General features: G+C 62.9%; 16 protein-coding genes and 3 tRNA genes. All 19 read right to left on the reverse strand.

The window, feature by feature from the left end:
• Position 1: 1 nt before the first annotated feature.
• The 19 genes from RJ527_17240 to RJ527_17330 all read right to left on the reverse strand — a co-directional run bounded on the left by RJ527_17240 (position 2) and on the right by RJ527_17330 (position 18,494).
• Positions 2-613, reverse strand: a complete 612-nt coding sequence (locus RJ527_17240; protein WND75763.1) for an NADH-quinone oxidoreductase subunit J — start codon at positions 611-613, stop codon at positions 2-4.
• Positions 614-733: 120 nt separating this feature from the next.
• Positions 734-1,222: an NADH-quinone oxidoreductase subunit NuoI gene (gene nuoI / locus RJ527_17245; protein WND75764.1), complete on the reverse strand. Its 489-nt coding sequence runs from the start codon at positions 1,220-1,222 to the stop codon at positions 734-736.
• Positions 1,223-1,239: 17 nt separating this feature from the next.
• Positions 1,240-2,262: an NADH-quinone oxidoreductase subunit NuoH gene (nuoH, locus tag RJ527_17250; GenBank protein ID WND75765.1), complete on the reverse strand. Its 1,023-nt coding sequence runs from the start codon at positions 2,260-2,262 to the stop codon at positions 1,240-1,242.
• On the reverse strand, positions 2,255-4,315 hold the full coding sequence (gene nuoG / locus RJ527_17255; protein WND75766.1) for an NADH-quinone oxidoreductase subunit NuoG: 2,061 nt from the start codon (positions 4,313-4,315) through the stop codon (positions 2,255-2,257). Before nuoG ends, nuoH begins: the two co-directional genes overlap by 8 nt.
• 26 nt (positions 4,316-4,341) lie before the next feature.
• Positions 4,342-5,628 carry an NADH-quinone oxidoreductase subunit NuoF gene (gene nuoF / locus RJ527_17260; protein WND75767.1) on the reverse strand — a complete coding sequence of 429 codons (1,287 nt, stop codon included), beginning with the start codon at positions 5,626-5,628 and terminating at the stop codon, positions 4,342-4,344.
• Positions 5,628-6,248, reverse strand: a complete 621-nt coding sequence (nuoE, locus tag RJ527_17265) for an NADH-quinone oxidoreductase subunit NuoE (protein ID WND75768.1) — start codon at positions 6,246-6,248, stop codon at positions 5,628-5,630. Before nuoE ends, nuoF begins: the two co-directional genes overlap by 1 nt.
• Positions 6,249-6,253: 5 nt before the next feature.
• On the reverse strand, positions 6,254-7,435 hold the full coding sequence (locus RJ527_17270) for an NADH-quinone oxidoreductase subunit D (GenBank protein WND75769.1): 1,182 nt from the start codon (positions 7,433-7,435) through the stop codon (positions 6,254-6,256).
• A gap of 2 nt (positions 7,436-7,437) precedes the next feature.
• Entirely contained in the window at positions 7,438-8,064 is a 627-nt protein-coding gene (locus RJ527_17275) for an NADH-quinone oxidoreductase subunit C (GenBank protein ID WND75770.1), read from the reverse strand.
• 47 nt (positions 8,065-8,111) lie between these two features.
• Positions 8,112-8,672, reverse strand: coding sequence for an NADH-quinone oxidoreductase subunit B family protein (locus RJ527_17280; protein ID WND75771.1), 561 nt, complete (start codon positions 8,670-8,672; stop codon positions 8,112-8,114).
• A gap of 16 nt (positions 8,673-8,688) precedes the next feature.
• Positions 8,689-9,240 (reverse strand): NADH-quinone oxidoreductase subunit A, encoded by a 552-nt coding sequence (locus RJ527_17285; GenBank protein ID WND75772.1) that lies wholly within the window; start codon positions 9,238-9,240, stop codon positions 8,689-8,691.
• 32 nt (positions 9,241-9,272) lie between these two features.
• A tRNA-Asp gene (locus RJ527_17290) sits at positions 9,273-9,349 on the reverse strand.
• A gap of 163 nt (positions 9,350-9,512) precedes the next feature.
• Positions 9,513-9,588 (reverse strand) — tRNA-Val (locus RJ527_17295).
• 172 nt (positions 9,589-9,760) lie between these two features.
• Positions 9,761-10,033, reverse strand: a complete 273-nt coding sequence (locus RJ527_17300) for an HU family DNA-binding protein (protein WND78081.1) — start codon at positions 10,031-10,033, stop codon at positions 9,761-9,763.
• A gap of 332 nt (positions 10,034-10,365) precedes the next feature.
• The gene (lon, locus tag RJ527_17305; protein ID WND75773.1) at positions 10,366-12,774 is read right to left on the reverse strand and encodes an endopeptidase La; all 2,409 of its coding nucleotides are present in this window, start codon (positions 12,772-12,774) and stop codon (positions 10,366-10,368) included.
• 138 nt (positions 12,775-12,912) lie between these two features.
• Positions 12,913-14,178, reverse strand: coding sequence for an ATP-dependent Clp protease ATP-binding subunit ClpX (clpX, locus tag RJ527_17310; GenBank protein WND75774.1), 1,266 nt, complete (start codon positions 14,176-14,178; stop codon positions 12,913-12,915).
• 185 nt (positions 14,179-14,363) lie between these two features.
• Positions 14,364-15,014, reverse strand: a complete 651-nt coding sequence (clpP, locus tag RJ527_17315; GenBank protein ID WND75775.1) for an ATP-dependent Clp endopeptidase proteolytic subunit ClpP — start codon at positions 15,012-15,014, stop codon at positions 14,364-14,366.
• A gap of 91 nt (positions 15,015-15,105) precedes the next feature.
• Positions 15,106-16,617, reverse strand: a complete 1,512-nt coding sequence (tig, locus tag RJ527_17320) for a trigger factor (GenBank protein ID WND75776.1) — start codon at positions 16,615-16,617, stop codon at positions 15,106-15,108.
• Between the two features lie 264 nt (positions 16,618-16,881).
• A tRNA-Leu gene (locus RJ527_17325) sits at positions 16,882-16,967 on the reverse strand.
• 99 nt (positions 16,968-17,066) lie between these two features.
• On the reverse strand, positions 17,067-18,494 hold the full coding sequence (locus tag RJ527_17330; protein WND75777.1) for a malonyl-CoA decarboxylase: 1,428 nt from the start codon (positions 18,492-18,494) through the stop codon (positions 17,067-17,069).
• Positions 18,495-18,510 lie beyond the last annotated feature (16 nt).

Consider the following 18,510-nt stretch of genomic DNA (forward strand, 5'->3'; position numbering starts at 1 on the left):
CTCAGATCCCCTTCCCGACTTCGACCTTGCGGACCTCGACCGTGTCCGTGCCGCGCGCGTTCTGATCGGCGATGCGCTGGCGCTTGACGCCCGTGCGCCGCCGGTGGGTCAGCACGATGGCGCCGATCATGGCGACCAGCAGGATCAGGCCCGCGGCCTGGAACAGGTAGACGTAGTGCGTGTAGACGATCTCACCCAGGGCATGGGTGTTGGTCGTGCCCTTGACGATGGGGGCCGCCGCCTCGGCCAGCTTGGCGCCGCCGGCGATGGACTGCCAACCGCCGGCCACGACGACCATTTCCGCCAGCAGGATCAGGCCGACCAGCCCGCCCAGCGGCAGGTATTGCAGAAAGCCCGAGCGCAGTTCCGTGAAATTGATGTCCAGCATCATGACCACGAACATGAACAGCACGGCAACGGCGCCGACATAGACGACGACCAGGATCATGGCCAGGAACTCGGCCCCCAGCAGCACGAACAGCCCGGCCGAATTGAAGAACGCCAGAATCAGGAACAGCACCGAATGAACGGGGTTCTTGGAGGAAATGACCAGCACGCCCGCGGCCACGGCGATGAAGGCGAACATGTAGAACGCCAGGGCTTCGACGATCATCTGCCGCCTCCCTTCACGTTCCCTGTCCGCGCCATGGCGCGGCCTTTGTCCTCAATTCCCCTCATACTTTCCTCGTCAGTCCTTAAATCTTCTTGTTTCAGCCCCGATCAGGGGGAATGGTCAGCGGTAGGGCGCGTCGGCGCGCAGCCGCTCGGCCAGTTCCGTTTCCCAACGGTCGCCGTTGGCCAACAGCTTGGTCTTGTCGTACAACAGTTCTTCGCGGGTTTCCGTGGCGTATTCGAAGTTCGGGCCCTCGACGATGGCGTCGACCGGGCAGGCTTCCTCGCAATAACCGCAATAGATGCACTTCACCATGTCGATGTCGTAGCGCGTGGTGCGGCGCGAGCCGTCGTCGCGGGGTTCGGCCTCGATGGTGATGGCCTGAGCCGGGCAGATCGCCTCGCACAGCTTGCAGGCGATGCAGCGTTCCTCGCCGTTGGGATAACGGCGCAGCGCGTGTTCGCCGCGGAACCGCGGGCTCAACGGGCCTTTTTCATAGGGGTAGTTCAAGGTCACCTTGGGCTTGGTGAAGTACTTGAGCGTCAGCGCCATGCCGGCGACAAGTTCCTTCAGGAACAGGGCCTTGGCGCTTTGTCCGATGAAGCTCATGGAACTCTCCTAAACCCTTAACCGGCGACCGGGGTGGGAACCCAGCCGAAGGCCAGCAACACACCGGCCACGGCCGCGACGGCGAACAGCGAAATCGGCAGGAACACTTTCCAGCCGAGGCGCATCAACTGGTCGTAGCGATAACGCGGGAAGGTCGCGCGCACCCAGATGAAGATGAACAGACAGAAGGCGATCTTGGCCGCGAACCAGATCGGCCCCGGAATCCAGTTCAGGGGCTCGATGTCGATCGGCGGCAACCAGCCCCCAAGGAACAGGATCGTGGTCATCCCCGACATCAGGATCATGTTGGCGTATTCGCCCAGGAAGAACAGGGCGAAGGCCATGCCGGAATATTCGACGTTGTAGCCGGCGACCAGTTCGGCCTCGGCCTCCGGCAGATCGAAGGGATGGCGGTTGGTCTCGGCCAGGGTCGAGATGAAGAACACCACCGCCATGGGGAACAGCGGAATGACGAACCACATGTCGCGCTGGGCCTCGACGATGGCGGACAGGTTCAGCGAACCGACGCACAGCAGCACGGTGATGATGACGAAGCCCATGGAGACTTCATAGGACACCATCTGCGCGGCGCTGCGGAGCGCGCCCAGGAAGGCATAGCGCGAGTTGGACGCCCAGCCGGCCATCAGGATGCCGTAGACGCCGAGGGACGAGATCGCGAACAGATACAGGATGCCGACGTTGATGTCGGCCAGCACCAGGCCCTCGCCGAAGGGAATCACCGCCCAGGCCATGAGAGCCAACGCGAAAGTCACGCAAGGCGCCAGGATGAACACCCCCGGATTGGCGCCCGACGGGATGATCATTTCCTTGAGGAACAGCTTGGCGCCGTCGGCCAGCGGCTGGAACAGACCGAAGGGGCCGACCACGTTCGGGCCCTTGCGCAGCTGCATGGCGCCGATGACCTTGCGTTCGAACAGGGTCAGATAGGCGACCGAAAGCAGAATCGGCACCACGATCACAAGGATTTTCAGGACGATCCAGACCGTCGGCCAGATCCAGCTGTTCCAGGCCTCAACCATCGGTGCCGGTCTTCCCTTCCCCGCCGCCGAGAATTTCGTCCGTGCATTCAGCCATGGTGGCGGACGCACGGCTGATCGGATCGGTCATGTAGAAATTGGCGATCGGATAGGTGAACGCGCCGGACACCTCGCCCGACCCGCCGAAGTCGCCCCAGGTTGCCGCCTGGATGTCGTCGATGCCCTGGAACACGGGATTGGCCTTGACCAGGCCCCGGCGCACGTCGGCCAGGGTCGTATAAGGCAGCGTGGCGTTCAGGGCGTCCGACAGGGCGCGGATGATCTTCCAGTCCTCGCGGGCGTCGCCCGGCGGATAGACGGCCAACTGGCCGCGCTGAACGCGGCCTTCCAGGTTCACGTAGGTCGCGTCCTTTTCCGTATAGGCCGCCCCCGGCAGGATCACGTCGGCGACATGGGCGCCCGCGTCGCCGTGATGGCCCTGGTAGATCACGAAGGGCTTGTCCAGGTCCTTGGTGTCGATCTCGTCGGCGCCCAGAAGATAGATCACCTTGATGTCGCCGGTCGCGGCACCATCCAGGATGCGGCCCGTGTCCAGGCCGCCCTCGCCCGGCACGAAGCCCAGGTCCAGGCCGCCGACGCGCGACGACGCGCGCTGCAGCACGTTGAAGCCGTTCCAGTCCGCCGTCACCGCACCGGCCGCGTCCGCGACTTGGCGCGCCAGACCCAGCACCACCGCGCCGTCGGGGCGCGCCACGGCGCCCGAGCCGACGATGATCATGGGCCGTTCGGCCGTCTTCAGGACCTCGGCAAAGGGATGGCTGCCGGCGGCAATCTGCGCCAGCACATTGGCATCCTCACCCAGCCAGTCCACGGGATAGCTCAGGTCGATGGCCGGGCCGACGGCGGCGATCGGGAAGTTGCCCATCAGATACCGCTTGCGGATGCGGGCGTTGAGCACGGGTGCTTCCCAGCGCGGGTTGGCCCCCACGATCAGCAACGCGTCCGCGTCCTCGATCCCGGCGATGGTCGAATTGAAGATGTAGGATGCGCGCACGGCCGGGTCGACCTTCGATCCGTCCTGGCGGCAATCCATGTTGGCCGATCCCAGGCCGACCATCAGTTCCTTCAACAGCAGCATGCTTTCGCAATCAGCCTGATCGCCCGCGATGGCGGCGATCTCGTTGCCCGGCTTGCCCTTGACGGCCTTGGCCACGGCGGCGAAGGCTTCCGGCCAGGTCGCCGGCTGCAACTTGCCCTTCACGCGCACATAGGGCCGGTCCAGGCGCTGGCGCTTCAGGCCGTCGACGCAATAGCGCGCCTTGTCGGAAATCCATTCCTCGTTGACGTCCTCATTGAGGCGCGGCAACACGCGCATCACCTCGGGCCCCCGGCTATCGACGCGGATGGCGCAGCCCTGGGCATCGGACACGTCGATGCTTTCGGTCTTCTTCAATTCCCACGGGCGGGCCGCGAAGGCATAGGGCTTGGACGTGAGCGCCCCCACCGGGCACAGATCGATGACGTTGCCCGACAGTTCGGAACTGACGGCCTGGTCCAGGTAGGTGACGATTTCGGCGCTCTCGCCGCGCCCGATCAGCCCCATGTCGGTGACGCCCGCGACCTCGGTCGAGAACCGAACGCAACGCGTGCAATGGATGCAGCGGGTCATGATCGTCTTGATCAGCGGGCCCATGTGCTTGTCTTCGACGGCGCGCTTGTTTTCCTTGTAGCGCCCGTGATCCATGCCATAGGCCATGGCCTGGTCCTGCAAGTCGCATTCGCCGCCCTGGTCGCAGATCGGACAGTCCAGCGGATGGTTGATAAGCAGGAACTCCATCACCCCCTGGCGCATCTTCTTGACCTCGGGCGTGTCCGTGTAGACGACCATGCCGTCGGCCACGGGCATGGCGCAGGACGCCACCGGCTTGGGCGAGCGTTCCATCTGCACCAGGCACATGCGGCAGTTGCCGGCGATGGACAGACGGTCGTGATAGCAGAAACGCGGCACTTCCTTGCCGGCCTGCTCGCAGGCCTGCAGGATCGTCATGCCGGCTTCGACCTCGTGTTCCGTGCCGTCGATGGTGATCTTTGGCATCTAGCTCAAGCCCCTAGTAAACCTGTCTATTCCGCCGCCGACCGGCGCGCGATGTTGTCGAGGATCCGTTTTTCCATTTCCGGGCGGAAATGGCGGATCAATCCCTGGATCGGCCAGGCGGCGGCATCGCCGAGGGCGCAGATCGTGTGCCCTTCGACCTGACGGGTGACCTCTTCCAGCGTGTCGATCTCGTCGATATGGGCGTCGCCCGAAACCATGCGCTGCATGACCCGCGCCATCCAGCCCGTGCCCTCGCGGCAGGGCGTGCACTGGCCGCAGCTTTCATGCTTGTAGAACGCCGACAGGCGCGCGATCGCCTTGATCACGTCCGTCGACTTGTCCATGACCATGACCGCCGCCGTGCCCAGGCCCGACCGCTGCTCGCGCAAGCTGTCGAAATCCATCAGCACGTCGTCGCAGATGTTCTTGGGCAGCACCGGCACCGACGCCCCGCCGGGAATGACGCACAGCAGGTTGTCCCAGCCGCCGCGCACCCCGCCCGCGTGCCGTTCGATGAGTTCCTTGAGCGGAATGCCCATTTCCTCTTCGACCGTGCAGGGTTGGTTCACATGACCGGAAATGTTGAACAGCTTGGTGCCCACGTTATTGGGCCGGCCGATGCCGGCGAACCAATCGGCGCCCCGGCGCAGGATGGTCGGCGCCACGGCGATGGATTCCACGTTGTTGACCGTCGTCGGGCAGCCCCACACGCCGACGCCGGCCGGGAACGGCGGTTTCAGGCGCGGCTGGCCCTTCTTGCCTTCCAGGCTTTCGATCAGCGAGGTTTCCTCGCCGCAGATATAGGCCCCGGCGCCGGAATGGACGTAGAAATCGAACTTCCAGCCCGTGCCGCAGGCGTCGTCGCCGATCAGGCCCGCTTCGTAGGCTTCGTCGACGGCGCGTTGCAGGCAATCGATCTCGTGATGGAACTCGCCACGCACGTAGCAATAGGCCGCATGCGCGCCCATGGCGAAGGACGCGACCAAGGCTCCTTCGATGAGCTTATGCGGCTCGGAGCGCATGATTTCGCGGTCCTTGCAGGTGCCCGGCTCGCCCTCGTCCGCGTTGATGACCAGGTAATGGGGCCGGGAGCCGATTTCCTTGGGCATGAAGGACCACTTCACGCCCGTGGGGAAGCCGGCGCCGCCGCGCCCGCGCAGGCCCGATTCCTTCATCTCGTCGATGATCTTGTCGCGGCCCAACTCAATCAGCTTCTTGGTGCCGTCCCAGTCGCCGCGCGCGCGCGCGGCGTCCAGCCAGGGGCTGTCGAAGCCGTAGATATTGGTGAAGATGCGGTCCTTGTCGGCAAGCATCAGTCGTCGCCTCCCGCCTTGGCGGCCCGGTCCGGGTAACGGTCGGTCAGGGTCGTGATCCCCCCGGCGGGCTCGCAGGTATGGCGCCCCGACTGGGAGCCGACCTTCGGCTTCTGTCCCGCCTTGAGCGCCGTCAGAACCTCTTCGGCCGTGACCGAATCCAGGTCTTCGTAATAATCGTCGCCGATCTGCATCATCGGCGCGTTGACGCAGGCACCCAGGCATTCGACCTCGAGCACCGTGAATTCGCCGTCGGCGGAGGTTTCACCGTTCGAACACCCGGTCACCTTCTTGCAGGCGGCCATGATCTGGTCCGAACCGCGCAGCCAGCACGGCAGGTTGGTGCAGACCTGGACGAAGTGCCTGCCGACCGGCTTCAGATTGTACATGGTGTAGAAGGTCGCGACCTCGTAGACCCGGATCGACGCCATATCGAGCATGTCGGCGATGACCTCGATCGCCGCCTGGGGAATCCAGCCGCCGTTCTGCCGCTGCGCCAGATCCAGCAGCGGCATCACCGCGCTCTGCTGGCGGCCCGCCGGATACTTGGCGATGTGCCATTTGGCCTTTTCGAGGTTCTCCGCCGTAAAGGCGAAGCTCGACGGTTGCTGTGTATTCATTCCGGTCACCGGTCGATTTCGCCGAACACGACGTCGATGGAGCCGATGTTCGCGACCACGTCCGCGAGCATATGCCCCTTCGACAGGAATTCCGTCGCTTCCAGATGGGCGAATCCCGGCGCCCGGATCTTGCAGCGATAGGGTTTGTTGGAGCCGTCGGCCACCAGATAGACGCCGAATTCGCCCTTGGGCGCCTCGACGGCCGTATAGGTTTCGCCAGCCGGCACGTGGAAGCCCTCGGTAAACAGTTTGAAGTGGTGGATCAAGGCTTCCATGGATTGCTTCATGTCGCCGCGGGTCGGCGGCGTGACCTTCTTGTTGGTCGACTTGACCGGCCCGCCGGGCATGTTTTCAACGCATTGGCGGATGATCTTCAGGGATTCGCGCATTTCCAGCATGCGCACCAGATAGCGGTCGTAGCAGTCGCCCATCTTGCCCACGGGAATGTCGAAATCCATTTCCGCATAGGCGTCATAGGGCTGCGCCTTGCGCAGATCCCAGGCAACCCCGGAGGCGCGCAGATTCGGGCCCGTGAAGCCCCAGTCGAAGCATTGTTCGGCATCGATGACGCCGATATCGACCGTGCGCTGCTTGAAGATGCGGTTTTCCGTGAGCAGGCTTTCCAGATCGTCGAGGAAGGCCGGGAACTCTTCATCGGCCCATTTGGCGATGTCTTCCAGCAACCCTGCCGGCAGGTCCTGGGCGACGCCGCCGACGCGGAAATAGTTCATGTGCAGGCGCGCACCCGAGGCGGATTCACAGAACTCCATCAGGCGTTCGCGAATCTCGAAGCCCCACAACATCGGCGTCATGGCGCCCACATCCATGGCGAAGGCCGTGATGTTCAGGATGTGGTTGAGAATGCGGCCGATTTCGCAATAGAGCACGCGGATGTACTGGCCCCGCTTGGGAATTTCGATGCCCAGCAGCTTTTCCGCCGCCAGCACGAAGGCGTGTTCCTGGTTCTGCGGCGCGACATAGTCCAGGCGGTCGAAGTACGGCACGGCCTGGGCGTAGGTCTTGTATTCGATAAGCTTTTCCGTGCCCCGGTGCAGCAGGCCGATGTGCGGATCGGCGCGCTCCACGACCTCGCCGTCCATTTCCAGGACCAGGCGCAGCACCCCGTGGGCCGCCGGATGCTGCGGCCCGAAGTTGAGGTTGAAATTCTTGATCTGGGTTTCGGCCATGGTCAGGACGCCTCGGTTTCCGGTTCCGCCTCGGCCTTCTCGTCGCCCGGCAGGACGACGCGTTCCATGCCTTCCCAGGGGCTTTCGAAGTCGAAGTTGCGGAATTCCTGGGTCAGCTTCACGGGCTCGTAGACCACGCGTTTCTGTTCGTCGTCGTAACGCACCTCGACATAGCCCGTCAGCGGGAAGTCCTTGCGCAGGGGATGCCCCTCGAACCCGTAATCGGTGAGCAGGCGGCGCAGGTCGGGATGGTCGGAGAAGAACACGCCGTACATGTCCCAGATTTCGCGCTCGAACCAGTTGGCGGTCGAGAACACCCCGGCGACGGACGGCACGGGGTCGTCCTCGTCCGTGCGCAGCTTGACGCGGATGCGCGTGTTATGGGTCATGGACAGAAGGTTGTAGACGATCTCGAAGCGCGGGCTTTCATCCGCGTAGTCGACGCCGCAGATGTCCATCAGCTGATGGAACCGGCAGTTCGAATCGTCACGCAGGGACTTCAGCACCGCGACGATGGCGTCCCGCCTGACGGTGATCATCAATTCGCCGAGACGCACCTCGTCGGCCAACAGCTTATCGCCAAGCTGGTCGCGGAGGTGTTCGGCAAGTTCCTTGAGGGCCTGATCCATGGTCTTCTTGGTTCTTTTAGTGATCGGTCTCGGTTCGTCCGGTCGCGTCAGCGCCACAGGGCGCCGGTACGGCGGATTTTCTTCTGCAATTGGAGAATGCCATACACCAGCGCCTCGGCCGTCGGCGGGCAGCCGGGCACATAGACGTCGACGGGCACGACACGGTCGCAGCCGCGCACGATGGCATAGGAATAATGGTAATAGCCGCCGCCGTTGGCGCAGGATCCCATGGAGATCACATAACGCGGTTCCGCCATCTGGTCGTAGACCTTACGGAACGCGGGGGCCATCTTGTTGGTCAGGGTGCCGGCGACGATCATCACGTCGGACTGGCGCGGGCTCGGCCGCGGCACCACGCCGAAGCGGTCCAGGTCATAGCGGCTCATGTAGGCGTGGATCATCTCGACCGCGCAGCAGGCCAGACCGAAGGTCATGGGCCACAACGACCCCGTGCGCGCCCAGTTGACCAGCTTGTCCACATTGGCAAGGACGAAGCCCTTGTCCTGTAGCTCCTGGGTCACGCGGGCGAGAATCTCGTCCTGCTCGGCGCCGGGCCCTAAGGGCTGGCCGAGGTCGGGGGCGGTTCCGGGCTGCGTCACGACGGACATTCGGTCACTCCCTCTATTATTCCCATTCGAGGGCGCCTTTGCGCCACTCGTAGATAAATCCAATGGTCAGCACGGACAGGAATACCATCATCGACCAGAAACCGAAGACACCGATCTTGCCCAGCGTCACCGCCCAGGGAAACAGGAAGGCCACTTCGAGATCGAAAATGATGAACAGGATGGCCACCAGATAAAACCGAACGTCGAACCGGCCGCGCGAATCGTCGAAGGCTTCGAAGCCGCATTCATAGGCCGAGTTCTTTTCCACGTCGGGGTTCTGCTGGGCGATCACGAAGGACGCCAACATGATCGCGCCGGCAAGGCCGACGGCAATCCCGATGAAGATCAGGATGGGGAGATATTCCAATAGCAAATCGTTCACGCCGAACTCCCTGTCCCCGGCTTCCTGCCTTGGTCCCCCCGAATGCATTCTAAGGAATGCCGCGATGCGGCCACGTCGATGACTTAATGAGGCCATGTCGGTGACTACCGGGGGAAAGTGACCGATAACCGGATAAATTTCAAAGGTTTTATCGCCGCGCGGGCGCAAAAAACCGACGCCCGGCAACAGACGTGAAGGAAACCTGGAATTGGGGGAAATGGCGGGAGTGACGGGACTCGAACCCGCGGCCTCCGGCGTGACAGGCCGGCGCTCTAACCAACTGAGCTACACCCCCTTCTGAAGGGTCTTTCCGCCTGGGGCATGGGCCCCGGTGCGCGAAAGAGGGCACCATGTACTCCAGCGCCGGAAGCAGTGTCAAGGACGATCGGCGGGAAAAGTCCCCTAACCTCTCTTGCCTTGAAAATCGCAGGCTTGCGGCATCCTCCCCTTGCGGCGGATGGTGGGCGGTGAGGGGTTCGAACCCCCGACCTTCTGGGTGTAAACCAGACGCTCTCCCAACTGAGCTAACCGCCCGTCCGCAGAGGGCTCTATTTAAGGGCTGAGGCCGGCCGGCACAAGCGCGCAAGCCCCTCCCCTGCCCCGTGCCGTCGGCGATCGCGCCCCAAGGCATCCGGTCAAACGAAACCGGCCGCCGAATATTTCGGCGGCCGGTCTGTAGGCGTTATGTGTGGCTGAGACGCCGGTCTTAGTTGACCGCGTCCTTCAGACCCTTGCCAGCCTTGAACTTGGGCTGGTTGGACGCCGGAATCTGGATGCTTTCGCCGGTCCGCGGGTTACGGCCCGTGGTCGCGGCGCGCTTGGTCACACTGAAGGTGCCGAAGCCGACCAGGCGGACTTCGTCACCGCCCTTCAAAGCGCCAGCGATCGCGTCGAAAACGCTGTCAACTGCGCTTGCGGAATCGGATTTGGACAAGCCGGTGCTGTTGGCAACGGCTGCGATCAGATCATTCTTGTTCAATTGAAAGGCCCCCTCTTGCTGAAAGGTATCGGGTTGGGACAAATAGATTATTATCGTGATCGGGTGTTTAGCCACCCACTCGACCAGGTGTTTCGCCACCCGTTCGAATCGCCAAGAGTGTATGTGCGCACCCATGGGGCGTCAATCTTCATGCCCCAGTTTTCCCCAGATTTTTGCGGGTTTCGACGAATTTTCCAGCATTCGTTCCGGGCTCGGAAGAATGCCCTCGCAGCCCGCGGACGGGCGGATTTCCGCCATCTTCATGAAAACGGGCCACCGGATGATCCGGCGGCCCGCTGAAAAGTCTATATAATGGAAAGAGTTAGAGGGTTTTAGTGGGTCACCACGCCGCCGACATCGTCGTCGTCGGCGCTGCCCGACCGGAGGGCGCGGGCCTCCAATTCAGCCTTTTCCTCGTCCCATTCGACCGGGGTCACCGGACTGGCGAGCGCATGCGAAAGCACCTCGTCAACGGTCGTCACGGGCACGATTTCCAGCCCACGCTTCACGTTTTCGGGAATCTCCGACAAATCCTTCTCGTTGTCCTTGGGAATCAGGACCTTCTTGATCCCGCCGCGCAGCGCCGCAAGCAGCTTTTCCTTGAGCCCGCCGATCGGCAGAACGCGCCCGCGAAGGGTCACTTCGCCGGTCATGGCGACGTCCTTCCGGACCGGAATGCCGGTCAACACGGACACGATCGAAGTCACCATGCCGACGCCGGCCGACGGGCCGTCCTTCGGCGTCGCCCCTTCCGGCACGTGGACGTGGATGTCGCGCTTGTTGAACAGCGGCGGCAGGATGCCGAGCGAGGCCGAGCGCGACTGCACATAGGATTTGGCCGCCTGGATGGATTCCTGCATGACGTCGCCGAGCTTGCCGGTGATGGTCATCTTGCCCTTGCCCGGCACCATGACGGCTTCGATGTTGAGAAGCTCGCCGCCGACTTCGGTCCAGGCCAAGCCGGTGACCACGCCGACCATGTCCTCGGCTTCGATTTCGCCGAACCGGTACTTGCGCACGCCGCCGTATTTTTCCAGGTTCTTGGACGTGACCTTGATGGTCTTGGACGCCCCGATCATGATCTCCTTGACCGCCTTGCGGGCCAGGTTGGCCAACTCGCGTTCCAGGTTACGAACCCCGGATTCCCGCGTGTAATAGCGAATCACGTCGCGCAGGGCACCATCGGAAATCGACCATTCGCCCTTCTTCAGGCCGTGCGCCTTGATCTGCTTGGGCAGCAGGTGGCGGTTGGCGATCTCGACCTTCTCGTCCTCGGTGTAACCGGACAGGCGGATGATCTCCATGCGGTCCAGCAACGGGCCCGGCATGTTCATGGTGTTGGCGGTGGTCACGAACATCACGTCCGACAGGTCGTAATCGACCTCCAGATAATGGTCGTTGAAGGTGGAATTCTGTTCCGGATCAAGCACTTCCAAAAGCGCCGAGGCCGGGTCGCCGCGCCAGTCCTGGCCCATCTTGTCGACTTCGTCGAGCAGGAACAGCGGGTTGGACGACTTGGCCTTCTTCATGCCCTGGACGACCTTACCCGGCATGGAGCCGATATAGGTGCGCCGGTGGCCGCGGATTTCCGATTCGTCCCGCACGCCGCCCAGCGACATGCGTACGAAATTGCGGCCCGTCGCCTTGGCGATGGATTTACCGAGGGACGTCTTGCCCACGCCCGGAGGGCCCACGAGACATAAGATCGGTCCGGTGACCTTATTCGTGCGGTGCTGGACGGCCAGGTATTCGAGGATCCGTTCCTTCACCTTTTCCAGCCCGTAGTGATCCTCGTTGAGGACTTCCTCGGCCTTCAACAGATCCTTCTTCACCCGGGTGCGCTTCTTCCACGGAATGGACAGCATCCAGTCCAGGTAGTTGCGCACCACCGTGGCTTCGGCGGACATCGGGCTCATGGAGCGCAGCTTCTTCAGCTCCGCCTCGGCCTTTTCCTTGGCTTCCTTGGTCAGCCGGGTCTTGGCGATCTTTTCCTCGATCTCCGCGACCTCGTCCTTGCCTTCGTCGGTTTCGCCCAGTTCCTTCTGAATGGCCTTCAACTGCTCGTTCAGATAGTACTCGCGCTGGGTCTTCTCCATCTGGCGCTTGACCCGGTTGCGGATCTTCTTCTCGACCTGCAAGACGCCGATTTCCGATTCCATGTGGGAATAGACGCGCTCCAGGCGTTCGGCCGCGGATTCGATCTCCAGCAACTCCTGCTTTTCGGAAATCTTCAGCGCCAGATGCGAGGCGACGGTGTCCGCCAGCTTATTGGCTTCGTCAATTTGATTAATTGAAACAAGAACTTCGGGCGGAATTTTCTTGTTCAACTTGATGTATTGCTCAAACTGGCCGATGACCGAACGGGACAGCGCCTCAAGCTCGTTCTCATCCCCTTCCTCGTCGGGGATCAGCTCCGCCTCGACCTCGAAGAACGAGGGGTTGTCGACGAACTCGGTGACCTTCGCGCGCTGCACGCCTTCGACCAGCACCTTCACCGTGCCGTCCGGCAGCTTCAGAAGCTGCAACACCGTCGACACCGTGCCGACGGTGTAGATGTCGTCGGCGGTCGGGTCGTCCTGGGCCGCGTTCTTCTGCGCCACCAGCAGGATCTGCTTGTCGTCCTGCATGACGTCTTCGAGCGCCCGCACGGATTTGTCGCGGCCGACGAACAGCGGCACGATCATGTGCGGGAACACGACGATGTCGCGCAACGGCAGGACGGGGAATTGCTGGGACTTCATACCTGGGAACATCTGGCCTCAACACGGGAAGACCGCGCCACAAGGGCAACGGCGGGTTGGAATTGCTTCACAACAAAGGTGGGGGATGGAACGCTGCGGCGCAAGCCCAGACCGTGGATAACAGCGGAAAGGCGCAAATTACGCGCTGGTTTCCACTTCTTCGGCCTTTTCGCCATAGATGAACAGCGGATTGGCACTTTCTTCCACCACCTCTCCATTGATGACGACCTCTTCCACACCTTCCATGCCGGGAAGGTCGAACATGGTGTCGAGGAGAATGTTTTCCATGATCGACCGCAGGCCCCGGGCGCCGGTCTTGCGCTCAACGGCCTTGACGGCGATGGACCGAAGCGCGGCTTCGGAGAACGTCAGCTTGGTGTCTTCCATCTCGAACAGGCGCTGGTACTGCTTGACCAGGGCGTTCTTCGGCTTGGTCAGGATTTCCACCAGCGCCTCTTCGTCCAGGTCCTCCAGCGTCGCGACCACCGGCAGGCGGCCGACGAATTCGGGGATCAGGCCGAACTTCAACAGGTCTTCCGGCTCCACCTCGCGCAGGATTTCGCCGGTCTGGCGTTCCTCGGGCGCCCGCACGTCGGCGCCGAAGCCGATGCTGGATCCCTTGCCGCGGGCGGAGATGATCTTGTCCAGCCCGGCGAAGGCGCCGCCGCAGATGAACAGGATGTTGGTGGTGTCGACCTGCAGGAACTCCTGCTGCGGGTGCTTGCGCCCGCCCTGCGGCGGCACGCTGGCGACCGTGCCTTCCATGATCTTCAGCAGCGCCTGCTGCACGCCCTCGCCCGAGACGTCGCGGGTGATCGACGGATTGTCGGACTTGCGGCTGATCTTGTCGACTTCGTCGATGTAGACGATGCCGCGCTGCGCGCGCTCGACGTTGTAGTCGGCGGACTGCAGCAGCTTGAGAATGATGTTTTCGACGTCCTCGCCGACATAGCCGGCCTCGGTCAGGGTCGTCGCGTCGGCCATGGTGAAGGGCACATCCAGGATGCGCGCCAGGGTCTGCGCCAACAGGGTCTTGCCGCACCCCGTCGGGCCGACCAGCAGAATGTTCGACTTGGCCAGTTCGACGTCGTTGTTCTTGGCGCCGTGATTCAGGCGTTTGTAGTGGTTATGCACGGCGACCGACAGCACACGCTTGGCGTTGCTCTGGCCGATCACGTAGTCATCGAGGACGGCGCAAATGTCCATCGGCGTCGGCACGCCGTCGCCCGACTTCACAAGGTTCGTCTTGTGCTCTTCGCGGATGATGTCCATGCACAGCTCGACGCATTCGTCGCAGATGAACACGGTCGGACCCGCAATCAGCTTGCGCACCTCGTGCTGACTTTTGCCGCAGAACGAGCAGTAAAGGGTGTTCTTGGAGTCGCTGCCGGTGGTTTTCGTCATTGTTTATCCTGTTGGTCCCGCGCCGCCTCCCGGATCAAGACCATGTTAGCCGGACCCTTGTGCAACACTCAATCACAATCACGCCCATGGAGCTATGCCAAAAGACGTAACGGCGGAGAGACGTCCCGTGGTGTTTGCGCCGCCGCCCAAGACCGGGGAGCGGCCATTCAGGCGGATGCCGTGGCTCAATTCTTGCCGGACTTGCCGCCGTCGTCGTCGCCGGTCGTCGGCCGGTTAGCGACGACTTCGTCGATCAGACCGAACGCCTTGGCGTCTTCCGGAGTCATGAATTTGTCACGCTCCATCGCATTTTCAATGGTTTCCATCGATTGGCCGGTGTGTTCGACGTAGATCTCGTTAAGCCGCTTGCGCAGCGCGATGATCTCGCGGGCGTGGATTTCGATGTCCGACGCCTGCCCCTGGAAGCCGCCCGACGGCTGGTGAACCATGATCCGCGAATTGGGCAACGAATAGCGCTTTCCGGGGGCACCCGCGGCCAGCAGAAGCGAGCCCATGGACGCCGCCTGACCGATGCAAACCGTCGACACATCCGGCTTGATGTAGCGAATCGTGTCATAGATCGCGAGGCCGGAGGTCACGACGCCGCCCGGCGAGTTGATGTAAAACGAGATGTCCTTGGACGGGTTTTCCGATTCCAGGAACAACAACTGCGCGCAGACCAGGCTCGAAACATGATCCTCGACCCCACCGGTCAGGAAGATGATGCGCTCCTTCAACAGCCGCGAATAGATGTCGTAGGCGCGCTCACCCCGGTTGGTGGTCTCGACGACCATGGGCACCAGGGTATTCATGTAGATGTCGTGGGGATCGGTCATGCCGCGGTCCTTATGATACGTGCTGCTCGGGATGACGGGTCCGGGGATGGCGGGCCGCCTATGCTCTGATAGCGCCCCGGTTCCGCCGCCGCTACTCCTTTTTCGCCGCCGGCTTCTTTGCCGCGGGCTTCTTCTTGGCCGGCTCCTTGCCGTCCGCCGCGTCGTCCTTGGCCGCGGCCTTCTTCGGGGCGGCCTTCTTCTTGGCGGCGGGCTTCTTGGCTTCCTTGGCTTCGTCTTCCGCCTCGAGAACCTTGATCAGGTCTTCGAAGGACGCCGGCTTTTCCGTCACCTGGGCCAGTTCGATGATGTAGTCGATGACCTTTTCCTCGAACACGGGAGCCTTGATCTGCTCCTGCGCCTGGGGATTGGAGCGGAAGAATTCCAGCACCTGCTGCTCCTGGCCCGGGTATTTCTGGGCTTCCTGGATCATGGCGCGGTTGACGTCTTCCGGCGACACCTGGATGGCGTTGGCGCGGCCGACCTCGGACAGCAGCAGGCCCAGTTTGACCCGCCGTTCGGCGATGTCACGGAACTCGGCCTTGTGCTCCTCGTCCGACATGTCGTCGTGATCGTGAGCATGGTCGTGGTCATGGTCATGATCGTGGTCGTGATCATGTTCGTGGGCGTGTTCCTGCTTACGCTGTTCCTCGAACTGGGCCCAGATGTTGTCGAACTCCATCTCCACCATCTTGGGCGGCATCTCGAAGTCGTGGTTGTCGGCCAGCTGGTCCAGCAGCACGCGCTTCACCTGCATGCGCGCCATCTGGTCGAACTCGCGGCGTTGGCCCTCGACGATGCGGTCCTTCAGGGCGTCCAGGCTTTCCAGGCCGGCCTTCTTGGCCAGATCGTCGTCGATCGGCGCCGGCGTGGCCTCGCGGATTTCGTGGACCTTGACGTCGAACACGGCTTCCTTGCCGGCCAGATCCTTGGCCGCGTATTCGGCGGGGAAGTTGACCTTGACCTCGACATCGGCGCCGACCTCGACACCGATCAGCTGTTCCTCGAAGCCCGGAATGAACGAGCCGGAGCCCAATTCCAGGTGGTACCCATCGGCCTTGCCGCCGGCGAATTCGACGCCGTCCAGCTTGCCCACGAAGTCGATGACGCAGACGTCGCCCGACTTGGTCTTGCGCTTGGCGGTGATCGGCTCGGACGTCTTATGGGCGTTGGCCAGATTCTCGAGGGTTTCCTGGACCTGCTTCTCATCCGGCTTCAGGACCAGTTTCTCAAGCTTCAGCTTGGAAAAGTCCATCGGCGTGATCTCGGGCAGGATGTCCACGGCCAGCGTGTATTCCAGGTCCTTGCCTTCATCGAACGAGGTGATCTCGACCTGCGGCTGGGTCGCGGCACGGATGCCCTTCTCGGCCAGCGCCTGCTGCGATGAATCGTTCACCGCCTGGTCCAGGATCTCGCCCAGGATGGACGGCCCGAAGCGCTTGCGCAGCAGGCCCACGGGCACCTTGCCGGGCCGGAAACCGGGCAGCGAGGCCGATTGTGCGACTTCCTGAAGACGCAGGTTGATTTTCTCTTCAATGTCCTTGGCGGCCACGGTGACTTTCATCTCGCGGCTCAGGCCTTCGGATTTTGTCTCGACGACTTGCATGGAACTCCCGTTTCGGAAATCTGCGGCGAAGCGCCCAAATCGGCGCCGCCTGTAAAACACACTAGGATTAAGCCCTCAACTCCCGGGCGGATATATAGGCCGCCGCCCCGGACCCGGCAACGATAAACGGCTGGTCGGAACAATCCCGCACTAGATACGGCCTCCCTCCGCACGCATTCGCGCGCTTCGGGGGGCGCCTATGCCTGAGCGCCTTCGGTCGGCGGTCCAGCAAGTGGCCCGCCACCCGAAACCGAAAGCGTAGGATGGTGCGGGCGGAGGGACTTGAACCCCCACGGCCAAAGGCCACCAGGACCTAAACCTGACGCGTCTACCAATTCCGCCACGCCCGCCGACGCCGCCGGGATGCCCGACCAGCGAGCGGCGCGACTTTATCCATTCTGACCACGATTACAACCGGGAAATCGGCACCGCACCGGCGCCCCGCGGGCTCACCCCCGCAGGTGCGCCTTCACGCCCGAGGACATATCGACGCTGCCGGCGGAAGTATAGGCCTCGTGGTTGCCTTCGATGCGGCCCAGGTCATAGAGGTAGTTGACCATCAGCCCCGCCGACTGGGCCAGGCCCTTGTCCGAGGTATCGCCGAGCCAGTTGAGGCGTTCGAGCCGCGCCCCATTGGACAGGTGAAAATGCGCCACCGGATCGCGCGCGCGCCCTCCCCGGCCCTTTTCCTTGGCCAGGTAGCGCGCCGCCAGGCGCGTCAGCGGCCCTTGCAGGGCGGCAACCATGACGTCGTCCTTGATCCAGGCCGGGGTGTCGAGAACCGAAATCAGCGACCCCTTGGCCCCGCCCTTGCGCCCCGTGGCCGCGTTCAGGGCCTTGCGTTCCTCGGCCGAGAACAACTTGGGCTCGCCCTCCGCCAAAAGCTCGTTGAGCCAGTGGCGGAAACCGGGAATCGGCGACAGGGTCGCGAAAGTCTTGAGGTTCGGGAATTCCTGGGACAACTGCTGCGCCACCCGCTTGATCAGGAAGTTGCCGAAGCTGATTCCCGCAAGGCCCTTCTGCGCGTTGGAGATGGAATAGAAGATCGCCGTGTCGGCGGCGGCCGGGTCGGTCGCCGGGGCGTTGGTGTCGAGCAGCGCCTGCACGTTGGCCGCCATGCCGTGGACCAGGGCGACCTCGACGAAGATCAGGGGCTCGTCGGGCATGCGCGGATGGAAGAAGGCATAGCAACGGCGGTCGGAATCAAGCCGATTCTTGAGGTCCTCCCAGCCCTTGATGGCATGCACGGCCTCGTAGGCGATCAGTTTTTCCAACAACGACGCCGAAGACGTATCCCAGGCGATCCGCCGCAATTCCAGGAAATCGACATCGAACCAGCTGGCCAGAAGATCCCGCAGGTCGTGTTCCATGGCCTTCAGGCCCGCGTCCGACTTGGCCAGCGGCAGCAGCTCCGCGCGCAGATCGACCAGGAACTTGACCCCATCGGGCAGCGCGTTGAACTGGGTCAGCAGCCGGCGCCAGGGCGCCTGCAGGCTGTTCTTGATCGCAAGTTGCGCGTCCAGGCGCGCGGCATCGGTGTCCGCAGCCTGGAACTTGCCGATGGCCGTCTCGACAGCCTTGGCGTCGGTGCCGAAATTACCGGCCATCAGGCGCAGAAACTTCTCGCGACCGCCCTTGTCCAGGGCCAGGTAGACCCGGCCGAGGGCCGCCGCCTTGGTCCGCGCCGAAACCTCGCCGCCCTTGTTGTCGAGGCACTCCTGCATCTGTTCCAGGATGCGCCCGGCGTCCTCATCCGGCAGGTTGGGGCGCGTGCTCGCGGCGTCCTCGTCGTATGACGATCCGGCGATGGACTGCCAGCCCCGGCGCAGATTGGCCAGGGTTCGGTCGAGAAAACTGCTCGGTTTATGCTCGGTCATCAAAACCCTTTCAAAG

It is taken from the genome of Thalassospiraceae bacterium LMO-SO8 (assembly GCA_031655335.1).
Lineage (GTDB): Bacteria > Pseudomonadota > Alphaproteobacteria > Rhodospirillales > Casp-alpha2 > UBA1479.